This is a genomic window from Pseudanabaena sp. FACHB-1998 (genome assembly GCF_014696355.1).
Classification (GTDB): domain Bacteria; phylum Cyanobacteriota; class Cyanobacteriia; order Pseudanabaenales; family Pseudanabaenaceae; genus Pseudanabaena.
In genome coordinates this window covers 1-10,186 of the sequence record NZ_JACJQA010000063.1, presented here as the reverse complement: position 1 = coordinate 10,186, position 10,186 = coordinate 1, and the positions used below count along the sequence as shown (strand labels likewise).

Below are 10,186 nucleotides of genomic sequence, written 5' to 3'. Positions count from 1 at the left end.
TTTTGCTACACATAGGTTATCATCAAAAACAGCAAAGCGATCGCACCCCGTTCAAAAGTTGCGATCGCCTTTGTACCCATTGTTCAAATAGGTAGATTAATTATGGCAGTTAAAAGCCCCAAAGAAGCTGTAGCTACACTACAGCCCAAATATCCAAACACATCCGCGCCATTGTCTACAATTGTGGACATCGAAGGCATGATTGCTGATGAGTTACTAGACTCTGTTGATTGGCAACTGGTCAAGGTCGCATTCATTGAAAAAGCTAAAGCTAAATTTTGGCAGTGGGTATCCAAAGGCGGCGATCGCCCCGTCAACATCTCGCAGTTTCCAGAATTGTCGGCACTGCCTAGCAGTCAAGACGGTGAAGCAGCATGATAAAAGCCATCTTTACCGCCCTGACTGGCATTGATGAGAGCATTGATAGCCAAGATTCACAAGCATCATGGGAGCATCAAAAATATTTAGATGACAACGATCTAGATGATTTTGACTTTGATTCTGATGCAACCGATGACAACCAAGACAGCGATCGCGCGGGTGAGGGTTTCACAGGATGGTTTGGTTTATGGTGATCATCAAACATCCATCTGTATCGCGCAAATATCGGACTAAACGCAAGCGCCGCGCCATCTCTCCGATAAAGCCTATCAAGAGATTCTCCCTGATTGCTTATATCTGCAAAGCGATCGCTATCTCCCTATTTATCTGCATTGTCCCCTTACTAATCGTGATATTGCCCCTAGCCTTGATTGTGATTGCTGTAGTCACAGTTGCAGACAAGCTTACTCAGATTGGATGGTGCTTTGAAGATGATTAAAGCATTACTCATCACAGGCTCTCTATGCCTTGCTGTAGGCACGATTGGCGGCTACTTTCTTCAAAAAATGGAAGTAATCGGAGCTGCATCACCTTCTATCCAAAAGCCTCAAACCCTCACAGCGCAAAGCACCCCCGCGAAACCTGATGAGGCTATAGCAGCTAATATCAGCCCAAAAACTGACAGACAAGCTTTGATTTTAAAGCTCTTTCTATGCCTGAATCGTAAGCCTAATAAAGCTTTTATCGATTCACTCACAGACAAACAACTAAACAACATTACCTTTGAGGCTTGCCAATCATGACACTAACCACAGAACAGAACCAAGTTGAAGCAGACATCATTGATGACACCTCTCACAATTCAGACGGTGCAAGGCTTGTAACTATCGATGAACTGCAAGACATCTTAAACAACCGCCCTTTAAACTTGCTTGAGAAAGCATTAGAGAAAATCGACTCTAATCAGGCTAAATTGCGTTCTTTGTACCGTTCACAGCTTTTTGTTGAGTCTGAGTATCGCAATAGTGATTTAGGCGTTGCAGATGGGAGTGATTGCGAACTCATTCAAGTGATTAACGATGAGTTGAAAGAGCTAAAAGCCATTATCAGTAAGGCTATCACACAACTCGAATCTGAATAATAAATCAACACCAAGAACAAGTCTAACCGCCCTCTCTATGAGGGCTTTTTACTATGTACACAAACAACCAATTTCACACAAGCCAAGTAACGATCGCCACTGAATCAAAGAGAGTAGTTAACAAAGCCTCTCTAGCCATTTTCAGCACTGGTATAGGCTTATGTGTCGCTTGCCTAATCCCTAGCCACTGGACATCGAAATTAACCTTGATTACTGCATCCTGTGGACTGTTCTATGTATCCCATAGACTCGATAGGCTAAAAGCATCTCTAGCACCCTATGAGGTGACAGCAAATATCCAAAGTCAGCAAGGTTATGCACAGTGGCTATCTACCAGTTTCGCGCCGCCTAAACGTGAGATAGCGATCGCACAGCCAAGCGAAGCACCCGCGCCCGTCAAGTTTGCTGATGTGAAGCAAGCCTTGAGTAAACCTCACTGTATGCTCTTAGGCTCTACAGGAGACGGTAAAAGCACCCTAGCAAAGCACCTTGCAGCAAATTGCACAGCCTACACAATCGTTATCGATCCTCACGCCGCCCCTGATGATTGGGGTAACTTGCCTGTGTTTGGTGCAGGTCGCAAGTATGAGCAGATCGCCCAAATCATGCAGGTGACTTTGCAACTCTTGCAAGTTCGCTTTGACGCAAGAGATCAAGGTGTTAAACAGTTTGAGCCAATCATCATCATTTGTGATGAGTACCCCGCGATTATTGCCAGTCTAGCAGCGGGTAAGGTTGCAAGCTCTTGGATGAAATTAATCAGTCGAGAGGCGCGAAAAGTGGCGATTAGATTGGTAGTTTTAACCCAATCACCTGAAGTTAAAGCAATCGGTCTAGAGGGTGAAGGATCAGTGCGTGATAACTTCTGTTTTGTCCGATTGGGTGAGTTTGCTTTAGACCATGCCAAGAGCCTCAAAGATGATGCAATCAAGTCAGCAATAGAACAGGCAGATCGCCCCGCAATGCTTGGTAACTTGCCTTGTGCTATTCCCACATTGAGCGATCGCGTAGCTATGCCAGTCCTATCAATGCCAAGCGACTATCAAGAATTACTTAGTAGCAGTGGCAATCAAGCCTTGGATACTAGTATCCAAGGCTCTACCAGTGAACTCGCAACGCAACCGCAAAGCCAAGCATTAGCACCCGTATTTGAGTCGATTTTGCAGTTTCTACAGGGCAAGGACTGGCAACGCGACAATTACATCAAACAATCGATCCGCGCCTTTAAAGATGCAAATACACCCATCTCTGAGATACAAGGCTACCTTCAGTTTTTAGAGGTCAAAGGCTATCTTGAGACAAGGGGCGCGGGTCGAGATGGACTAGAAGCACGGTTAAGACCGTCTTAAATTGTCTCAAGACACGATAAGACAAGGCTTTTAAAGTTTTTGTCTCAAGACATTTTTAGTATATTTTTCACTAATTAAATTAGCGATCGCCACTGGCAAAACAAAAATATGGATAACGAAACAACTCAATACAGCCGTGATTCACTAGATGAGATTATCGAATTACTCACGATTTGGCATAGCGACTCTACCCATTTTGAAACTACTTTCGACTGCTACCCAATGCCAGATCGTGACGCTCTCAGTGAGGGTGATTTAGAGCGATATCATCAAATTTGTGATGAGATGACAAGATTAACTAAGTCCTTAAAAGCTGACTCTAAGGCTCTCTATAGGCTTTTAGAAACAATGAGAGATAATTCTAAATCTCTAAAAGCACACGATGATTATTTAGAATCAGGCGATTTTATTTGCAAGTAGTTACCGTCGGAACTCTTAGCAGTCCGATTACAGTTGTGTGTCAGTAGCAACCCTATAGGTTTGTAGTTTTCTGGTCATCAAGAATAGAGATCGCCACTGGCATTAGAAAAAGCCCGTCTAAAAACTTTTTAGACGGGCTTTTTCTGTAAACGGATCTCATCAATGCTTTTATATTGTACGGTACTTTGTACTTTACTTGACAAGGTACAAAGTACCGTACAATATAAAAAGTACTTTACTTTGTACCTTACTCGTATTTGAACTATGGCAAGAAAAGATATTAAAACCCTCTCACTGTATCCAAGTGATGAGCTAATGCAGTCTCTGAAAGAGTTTAAAGATTTAGGTGATTACAAGAGTTTAAGCGCTGCCGCGATCGCTATTCTCTCTCAGCACTTTACTAATCCACAAAGCACTTTACCTAGTACGGTACAAAGTACTTTACCAAGTGAATCAAATACACCTAGTACGGTACTTACTACAGTACAAAGTACCGTACTAGATGAACTAACCAAAGAAATTAAAGCTCTAAACTCAAGAGTTGAAGCATTAGAGAGTCAAAGTACTTTACCTAGTACGGTACAAAGTACTTTACCAAGTGAATCAAATACACCTAGTACGGTACTTACTACAGTACAAAGTACCGTACTAGATGAGCAAAATATTGTAGAGACTGAATCACTGCCTATCATTGATGCAATAGAAAATATCAATACACCGCCTATTACCAGTAAGAAACAAACTGATACAACCGCCCTTGTATGCCCAAATTGCAGCGCTGTAAAACCATACAAAAACGGGCTTGATAGTCGAAGTGGCAAGCAAAAATATAAATGCAAAAAATGCTCTAAACAATGGGTATCAGAGTAGATACAGCCTCACGTACATAGACAGAACCCTTAAGGGTTCCGTCTATGCTCACCCCTTACAAATTTTGCGTATCTGCTGACGGCACAAAGCATATTTTGCTGCTAATTTTTCGATTGAAAGCGATTGCCGATCATCTCTAATTTTCTGGTTTCGCAATTCAAGATTTAAAAACCGACAGCTAGGGATCTCAAGCTGATTCCCCCCGCAAAGCTCGACTAATTTAGAGCTTGCCTCACGCCCCAAAATCTTAACCAATTTCCCATCTATAGGCAGTTTTGACGGTATCCACAAACGCAACCCGCCGTAAGCTTTTGCCAACTCAAGAGTTTTTTCATAGCCAATCGCACTCGCAATATCTCGCAAACTTTGCGGTAATAAATCAATCACAGGCTATCCCCTAATAATCTCAATACTCCCAATATAGCAAGGGCGGCGCTACGCGCCGCCCTTGCTATGACTTAGAACCCAATCGCGGCGATCGCCTCTTTTTTCTGATTGGGAGTAACTTCGAGATATCGCTGTAAAGTTGCCAAGCTTGCATGACCTGATATCTCGCAAATATTTCTAAGTGGAATACCTGCTTCACTCATCTGAGTTAAAGCGGTACGTCTAAAACTATGAGTAGTGACACCATCAAAGCCAAGAGCATCACAAGTTTTTCTTAATGCCTGATCCGCCGCTTGCGTAAGCATAGGCTTACCAACATCAGTTTTATGGGGGAATAAATAGCCACTGAGAGGCAATTCATAAGCCTCTAGATATTCTGCAAGCATTGGGTTTATATCAATCTCTCTAGCCTTAGTTTTGCCCTTAACAGTTGACTTGCGAAACTTGATTTGACCATTAGAAATGTCCTCACGGCGTAACTGAATAGCTTCACTCACACGACAGCCAGTAAATAAGCAAATAGCAAACAGGACTCTATACTTTGGTGATAAGTAGTCAAATAGAACTCGTAATTGCTCTACATCTAAAATTTTTGCCTGTCCCCCGTCTGTGCGATTGCGCTTGCTTGGAACCCAATACTTTTTCCAGTTATCAGCTTTATTCATTACTTTAGCTTTAGTAGGTATTATTGTTATTTTACCTACTAAACATCGCTTATTTATCAATGCTTTCAGTTTTGATGCTCTTGCAAAGGTAGCCAGTTAAGCAAAGCTTATCAATCCCGTCTTGTTTTTAATTGCCTCAAACATCGATTTTGCGTTACTCATCCCATGATTGATAAGTTTTTTAAAAGTGGTTTACGATTTTCAATGTTTAGCACACCGTCTCATCTAAGTTTAGATAAATATCTTTTTTGAACGTGAGACGGTGTAATTATCAATAATCAGATCATGGGTAAAATTGCCAACTATCAACAGATGACATCGTGTTTTATCCATCTATGAAATTTTTCTTGTAAAATGAGATTATTGATATTAATCGACAAGACAGGGGCGTATGGATATAAATTCGACTGATGACACAAAAATATCGATCGCTTGTAAAGTTCCTAGTTCATGGGTAACAGAAATTGATGCTTTAGCCCTATTGGGCGGTATTACTCGCAGTCAATGGGTAGCCAATTGGATCGCTACTGGTTTAGGTAAAACTGATGATCCAGAAGCAAGGCGTGAGGCAATTAGAATTGCCTCAAATCTGATTGCAAAATCTGCTTAGAGCTAATTCACTCAGTCCCACATAGTCCCACTACAGCCCGTTAATTAAGTCCAAAAACATAGGGATGTCAACAATTTGTTGACATCCCTAATGTTTTTGCTAAATTCCCAAAAATCAGGACTAGAGACACATCCCAGAGCGTTCCACTTCATCCAAATATAAAGCTAGAATATCCGTGCCGTCTGGGTTTGAGGCTTTGATAATTCTCAATTGCTTAATAAATCTATGGACAGACGATCGCGAAATTGTATAACCTTTTCCTGCGAGCCAATCAACATGATCATCAATGATTAGTTGTTTTCGATGCGACTGCTCAAACCTCTTTACCAGTTGCCTCAAAACGGGGCGGGGTAGCTTGGATATTCTGGCAATCTGCCTTGCTGCAATCATATTGTTGTACCCTCTCCGACATTGCCACTTTTCTGATAGTCGAGAAATTGCCGCCGCGCCATTACTGAGATTTGGTTTTGAGCAACTGCGAAAACAACGGCGGTTAGCCCTGTGCTGATATTCAAGGGTTGAGTACCATAAACGGTTGAATGCCCTAAGGCGGCTTGATGAGTTGCCATCTCTAGCACTGTCTGATATGCCGTATCTGCTTCTTGAATGAGCTTGTTAGCTGCTAAGGCGGCGGCTTTGAGTTCTTCAAAATGCTTTTCGACGGGTGATTTAATTCCGTCAAAACGATCTTGCAGTTCTTTGAGTTTGTTTTTTGCACTTGGCAAAACTGCTTCGGCGGCGGCGAGTTCATCTAGCCGATCGCGTTCACTTGCGTGATGGTCTCGCATTGCTTGCATGAACTCAGTAGCGGATTCGTAGTCATCTGCTACAGGGGCGGCGGGTGTGATTTGCAATGCTTTTAAGCGATTTTCTAGGGCGAAAATCTCTGTAATGCGTTGGTCAATTTGTTCGCGTAATTTGTCGGACATGGGAAACTGTTCTCTGTATAAATTTTCTGGGCATTGACTCAAACAAAACACCTGATTAGCTTGAGTTAATGCCTTTTTTTTGATTAGGCATAGGGTTAAAAATCATCATCGTAGGGACTGAATTTATTACTGATTTCTTTCTTTTGGTGACGGATGCAAGCGATCGCCGATCTGATGCGTGCATCTTTTTCTCTGTGACAAATGCGTTCTGAATCAGGCTCGACTATGGCGGCTAAAACGATGCGTACTGCGTCAAGGCTATTGATTGCCAGTTCTTGCATTGCTAAATATTGCTTTTTCGATACGGTTTGACTTTCCATCTTTACCTCAACAATTTTGTAGATTTTCTGTGGCGATCGCCCTGATCCGATCGCATTCAAGTTGATAAAGTTCAGACTCAAGGCGCGATCGCTCTGCTTCCGTTCTGATACGAGGGAAGTTAGTCACAAGCCTATTTTTGAGGCTGGTAATTTTGCGGTTGATGACAAAAACCTCTTTTTGTTTTGGGTCATGTGGTACAGATACAGCATGATTTTGAGGCGGTTGATAGACTTGCAGACAAGCGGCGTTTGCAGTAGCAACGGGGGCATTTTGGGCGATCGCACCCGTTGCGGTTTCAACTTTAGGCGGCGCAAGTCTGCCATGAGTTTCAATCCACATCGAACGGTTAGATTTTTGGGGCGGTTTTGGCAATTCGGGCGGCGTGATTTGGTGCAGGCAGTGATCGCCATCGGTCACGGTTTGGGGATTGGCAAAATCTGTAACATCAGACTTGGCGAAATTTGGCAATTCTTGCCCTCGCAGGGGCGTTTCAGAACCCCCTAACGCTTCATATAGGGGCTTCTCTGTAACAGTGCTTTGTAGCGAGTTTTGAGTACTTTCTATAGGTGTATCGGTTAATGGGGTTTCTTGGCTTAAATCGTTTGTCTGTGAGGCGTTACAGGATGATTGAGTAAATTCAGGATGCCATAGCTCTTTGTTGTCATACAAAGTCTCGATAGATACGCTTGCAGTTTTAGCGATCGCCTGTGCCATACCCCTGATTGTTTGAGGCATAGCACCTGTATTTTTTAACTCTGATACTGCTAAGCGGATACGCTCGATCCTCTCGGCTTGCCTCTCAGATTTACTCATATCTACCTCATTGTTTTGTTCAGTTTTCTTACTACCCCAAGGAAAATGATGTTTTAAGCACCATTGGGCTATGTCCTTAGCTTTTTTCTCTAGCCTGTGAATGTCCCCAGAAAATTTAAAAAATCCTGCGGCTGCCCGCGCCGTTTTGGTGATGTATTTGGCGATCGCATCAACATCAGCACAGCCTAGAAATACACGGGCATATTTACCAATGCGATAAAGCAATTGGTTAGATTGACCTTTACCAGTCCATCCTTTTGCTATCTCTTTCTCAAGGTCATCACGCCATTTCAGCATGTCATCGGTTTTACGGCTTTGTTTTGGCGGCTGATAGTTTGCCTTTGCTTCAGCGATCGCATCTTTTAACAGGTCTATATCTTGGCTGTCTTGGCACATCTGCCATACAAAAACAAAGTAATCAAGGTCATTGCCGATCTTTTCTAAGTCGTCATTGAGCATATAACTACCCTTTTGCAGTGGCAGTCGATGACCATTAAACTCAGTCGGATTTTCTTTAGTCCCAAAGGCTTTTGTATTGGGGAATATCTCTAAAATGCCTGATGCTATCTCGTAACCGTGAGACTTCAAACAGGCTTTGATACCACAGGCTAAAGCAAAGCTAGAAACTTGATCGGGTAATGGGTAATAGACGTGTAACCCTTCACTAAAAGAGCTTTGCAATATTAGCGGTCTAACTAGTCCAATGTCTTCAAGGGCTTGCAGTATGCCTCTAAATTTATCTTCGTTGCGGTGTGGGTGATAGGGGCTATTTTTATCAATATCTAGCACCCCATAGGCTGTATTTGTGCCGAATCTCACACCGATCAACATATCGGGATCTTGCCAATCATCGTATAAACGTCTTGCTGTGATTGGGTAACGCCTCTCAGTTAACCAGTTTGGCTTACCTTTAGCATCGCTGCTAGTGGCATAAATAAATTTATGACCATAGGGGAAAAAACTCGTAAATATCTTTGCTGTCTCGCTTTCAGGTGTTAGTACTCTTGGATCGAGTTGCTTTATATCGAACGCTCGATCATCAAAATTGCCCTTGTAGCTAGCCTGTTTCAGCGTATTCTGTGTTAAATTCTTCATATGCACTTACGCAATCTGTGTGCGTAGTTGAGTAGTGAACCCTAGTTGATACCTAGGTGTAGCGAGAAATCCGTATAAGCCGCCGCTAACCCTGTTTGCATCAGGGTTTTGGTGTTTAGAGGCAAAATACGGAATCAGTTTAATAAAACCGACTAAATCACCTTTTTTCAGAAGCGCGGCGTGGAAACTTAGCAACTGATTTGAGGTGATTTGTCTTTTGATTTGAAATTTATAAATCAAATTCTATCATTGATCTCATATCATCTCTTTTTTAAATACTAATTACTATTATTTAAGACTAAGACTTTATTAGGCTCATAGGGCTATAAGTCAGTACTTCTAAGTGTTTTGTATACCACAGAGTACACATTGACGTTTCCGTCAATTAGTTGACGTTCAACAAATTAGTTGCTTAATAAGTCAACCAATTTGTTATCTACTTAGATAAGTTTTTATTGAAATCAGCAATTTATTTCCGCTTTCAATAACACATTGAGAATTAATATTTTGTCTACAAATTGTGGACAAAATATTTTTTAGTTACTCATCTTTCACGCGATCGCCTAATTAAGCCTGTTTCCTGTTAAGCAGTTCAATCATTAACCGAATATTGTCAGCTTGAGTTTTGGCTGTATCAGATTGGACTTTGACTGATTCGGCTTGTGCTTGTGCTGCAAGGGCTTGTGCTTGTGCTGCGCTGGCATAGCGATCGGCGGTTAAGGCTTGCTGTTTGAATACTTCCTTAAATTCGTACAACTCATTTTTGATATCTACCACGTCATTAGCTACCACATCGTTACGGGTGTAAAGATGCTCAACTAGGCTGTTGAGATTGGTATTAGTGAGTCTAGTCTCTTCGATTAATGTCTGCACAGACTGAGTTAGAGCCAATAGAGCCGCCTCTAATCGTAGTGAGTCAGTCATTTATTTAGCTCCTTTGCTATTGGCGCGATCGCCTTGATAGTCCTCTAGCCAATCGCTAACAATTTTGGCAAGTTGACCAGATAGCGATCGCTTTTCTTTGTCGGCAATCTCTTCTAATAATTTGTGCTGTTTGTCATCAACCGTGACAGCTAATCGTTTTGACATTTCTAAACATTCTGTAGCAGTTTGAGACATATTAAACCTTTTATAGTGTAGTAGTTTGCTGCATTTTGCTACACATAGGTTATCATCAAAAACAGCAAAGCGATCGCACCCCGTTCAAAAGTTGCGATCGCCTTTGTACCCATTGTTCAAATAGGTAGATTAATTATGGCAGTTAA

Annotated in this window: 17 protein-coding genes; 9 read left to right on the top strand and 8 right to left on the bottom strand. The window is 42.0% G+C overall.

The genetic code is table 11. The annotated features are described in order from the left end of the window. Nucleotides 1-102 precede the first annotated feature (102 nt). The 8 genes from H6F42_RS21495 to H6F42_RS21460 all read left to right on the top strand — a co-directional run bounded on the left by H6F42_RS21495 (nt 103) and on the right by H6F42_RS21460 (nt 4,101). A complete protein-coding gene (locus tag H6F42_RS21495; RefSeq protein WP_190401425.1) occupies nt 103-378 on the top strand; it encodes a hypothetical protein in 276 nt (91 codons plus the stop codon). After that, nucleotides 375-575, top strand: a complete 201-nt coding sequence (locus H6F42_RS21490) for a hypothetical protein (RefSeq protein WP_190401424.1) — start codon at nt 375-377, stop codon at nt 573-575. Before H6F42_RS21495 ends, H6F42_RS21490 begins: the two co-directional genes overlap by 4 nt. Beyond that, entirely contained in the window at nt 569-820 is a 252-nt protein-coding gene (locus H6F42_RS21485; RefSeq protein ID WP_190401423.1) for a hypothetical protein, read from the top strand. The genes H6F42_RS21490 and H6F42_RS21485 overlap by 7 nt, the downstream gene beginning before the upstream one ends. Next, nucleotides 813-1,124: a hypothetical protein gene (locus tag H6F42_RS21480; RefSeq protein WP_190401422.1), complete on the top strand. Its 312-nt coding sequence runs from the start codon at nt 813-815 to the stop codon at nt 1,122-1,124. The genes H6F42_RS21485 and H6F42_RS21480 overlap by 8 nt, the downstream gene beginning before the upstream one ends. Continuing rightward, the gene (locus H6F42_RS21475; protein WP_190401421.1) at nt 1,121-1,462 is read left to right on the top strand and encodes a hypothetical protein; all 342 of its coding nucleotides are present in this window, start codon (nt 1,121-1,123) and stop codon (nt 1,460-1,462) included. Before H6F42_RS21480 ends, H6F42_RS21475 begins: the two co-directional genes overlap by 4 nt. A gap of 53 nt (nt 1,463-1,515) precedes the next feature. Next, entirely contained in the window at nt 1,516-2,811 is a 1,296-nt protein-coding gene (locus tag H6F42_RS21470) for a type IV secretory system conjugative DNA transfer family protein (protein WP_190401420.1), read from the top strand. Nucleotides 2,812-2,919: 108 nt separating this feature from the next. Continuing rightward, entirely contained in the window at nt 2,920-3,231 is a 312-nt protein-coding gene (locus tag H6F42_RS21465) for a hypothetical protein (RefSeq protein ID WP_190401419.1), read from the top strand. 264 nt (nt 3,232-3,495) lie between these two features. After that, complete coding sequence (locus H6F42_RS21460) at nt 3,496-4,101, top strand: IS1 family transposase (protein WP_190401418.1); 606 nt, start codon at nt 3,496-3,498, stop codon at nt 4,099-4,101. 48 nt (nt 4,102-4,149) lie between these two features. On the opposite strand, the gene H6F42_RS22425 is transcribed toward H6F42_RS21460, so the two are convergent. Continuing rightward, on the bottom strand, nt 4,150-4,488 hold the full coding sequence (locus H6F42_RS22425) for a Mor transcription activator family protein (protein WP_190401417.1): 339 nt from the start codon (nt 4,486-4,488) through the stop codon (nt 4,150-4,152). Nucleotides 4,489-4,559: 71 nt separating this feature from the next. Beyond that, a complete protein-coding gene (locus tag H6F42_RS21450; RefSeq protein WP_190401416.1) occupies nt 4,560-5,153 on the bottom strand; it encodes a site-specific integrase in 594 nt (197 codons plus the stop codon). A 391-nt stretch (nt 5,154-5,544) separates the two neighbouring features. Here H6F42_RS21450 and H6F42_RS21445 point away from each other — a divergent pair, with 391 nt between their 5' ends. Then, nucleotides 5,545-5,763, top strand: a complete 219-nt coding sequence (locus H6F42_RS21445) for a hypothetical protein (protein WP_190401415.1) — start codon at nt 5,545-5,547, stop codon at nt 5,761-5,763. A 120-nt stretch (nt 5,764-5,883) separates the two neighbouring features. Here H6F42_RS21445 and H6F42_RS21440 read toward each other — a convergent pair whose 3' ends face one another. The 6 genes from H6F42_RS21440 to H6F42_RS21415 all read right to left on the bottom strand — a co-directional run bounded on the left by H6F42_RS21440 (nt 5,884) and on the right by H6F42_RS21415 (nt 10,040). Next, nucleotides 5,884-6,153, bottom strand: coding sequence for a phage protein Gp27 family protein (locus H6F42_RS21440; RefSeq protein ID WP_190401414.1), 270 nt, complete (start codon nt 6,151-6,153; stop codon nt 5,884-5,886). Then, complete coding sequence (locus H6F42_RS21435; protein WP_190401413.1) at nt 6,150-6,692, bottom strand: hypothetical protein; 543 nt, start codon at nt 6,690-6,692, stop codon at nt 6,150-6,152. The genes H6F42_RS21440 and H6F42_RS21435 overlap by 4 nt, the downstream gene beginning before the upstream one ends. Nucleotides 6,693-6,787: 95 nt before the next feature. Further along, nucleotides 6,788-7,012, bottom strand: coding sequence for a hypothetical protein (locus tag H6F42_RS21430; protein ID WP_190401412.1), 225 nt, complete (start codon nt 7,010-7,012; stop codon nt 6,788-6,790). 7 nt (nt 7,013-7,019) lie between these two features. Further along, complete coding sequence (locus H6F42_RS21425) at nt 7,020-8,921, bottom strand: hypothetical protein (RefSeq protein ID WP_190401411.1); 1,902 nt, start codon at nt 8,919-8,921, stop codon at nt 7,020-7,022. A 567-nt stretch (nt 8,922-9,488) separates the two neighbouring features. Next, entirely contained in the window at nt 9,489-9,845 is a 357-nt protein-coding gene (locus tag H6F42_RS21420) for a hypothetical protein (protein WP_190401410.1), read from the bottom strand. Further along, nucleotides 9,846-10,040, bottom strand: a complete 195-nt coding sequence (locus H6F42_RS21415; RefSeq protein WP_190401409.1) for a hypothetical protein — start codon at nt 10,038-10,040, stop codon at nt 9,846-9,848. It lies immediately after the preceding gene. Between the last annotated feature and the right edge of the window lie 146 nt (nt 10,041-10,186).

Coding starts and splice junctions, on each gene's coding strand:
- H6F42_RS21485 (WP_190401423.1), top strand. CDS start 569: ATGGTGATCATCAAACATCCATCTGTATCGCGCAAATATCGGACTAAA.
- H6F42_RS21465 (WP_190401419.1), top strand. CDS start 2,920: ATGGATAACGAAACAACTCAATACAGCCGTGATTCACTAGATGAGATT.
- H6F42_RS21415 (WP_190401409.1), bottom strand. CDS start 10,040: ATGTCTCAAACTGCTACAGAATGTTTAGAAATGTCAAAACGATTAGCT.
- H6F42_RS21480 (WP_190401422.1), top strand. CDS start 813: ATGATTAAAGCATTACTCATCACAGGCTCTCTATGCCTTGCTGTAGGC.
- H6F42_RS21475 (WP_190401421.1), top strand. CDS start 1,121: ATGACACTAACCACAGAACAGAACCAAGTTGAAGCAGACATCATTGAT.
- H6F42_RS21435 (WP_190401413.1), bottom strand. CDS start 6,692: ATGTCCGACAAATTACGCGAACAAATTGACCAACGCATTACAGAGATT.
- H6F42_RS21420 (WP_190401410.1), bottom strand. CDS start 9,845: ATGACTGACTCACTACGATTAGAGGCGGCTCTATTGGCTCTAACTCAG.
- H6F42_RS21450 (WP_190401416.1), bottom strand. CDS start 5,153: ATGAATAAAGCTGATAACTGGAAAAAGTATTGGGTTCCAAGCAAGCGC.
- H6F42_RS21425 (WP_190401411.1), bottom strand. CDS start 8,921: ATGAAGAATTTAACACAGAATACGCTGAAACAGGCTAGCTACAAGGGC.
- H6F42_RS21445 (WP_190401415.1), top strand. CDS start 5,545: ATGGATATAAATTCGACTGATGACACAAAAATATCGATCGCTTGTAAA.
- H6F42_RS21495 (WP_190401425.1), top strand. CDS start 103: ATGGCAGTTAAAAGCCCCAAAGAAGCTGTAGCTACACTACAGCCCAAA.
- H6F42_RS21490 (WP_190401424.1), top strand. CDS start 375: ATGATAAAAGCCATCTTTACCGCCCTGACTGGCATTGATGAGAGCATT.
- H6F42_RS21470 (WP_190401420.1), top strand. CDS start 1,516: ATGTACACAAACAACCAATTTCACACAAGCCAAGTAACGATCGCCACT.
- H6F42_RS21440 (WP_190401414.1), bottom strand. CDS start 6,153: ATGATTGCAGCAAGGCAGATTGCCAGAATATCCAAGCTACCCCGCCCC.
- H6F42_RS21460 (WP_190401418.1), top strand. CDS start 3,496: ATGGCAAGAAAAGATATTAAAACCCTCTCACTGTATCCAAGTGATGAG.
- H6F42_RS21430 (WP_190401412.1), bottom strand. CDS start 7,012: ATGGAAAGTCAAACCGTATCGAAAAAGCAATATTTAGCAATGCAAGAA.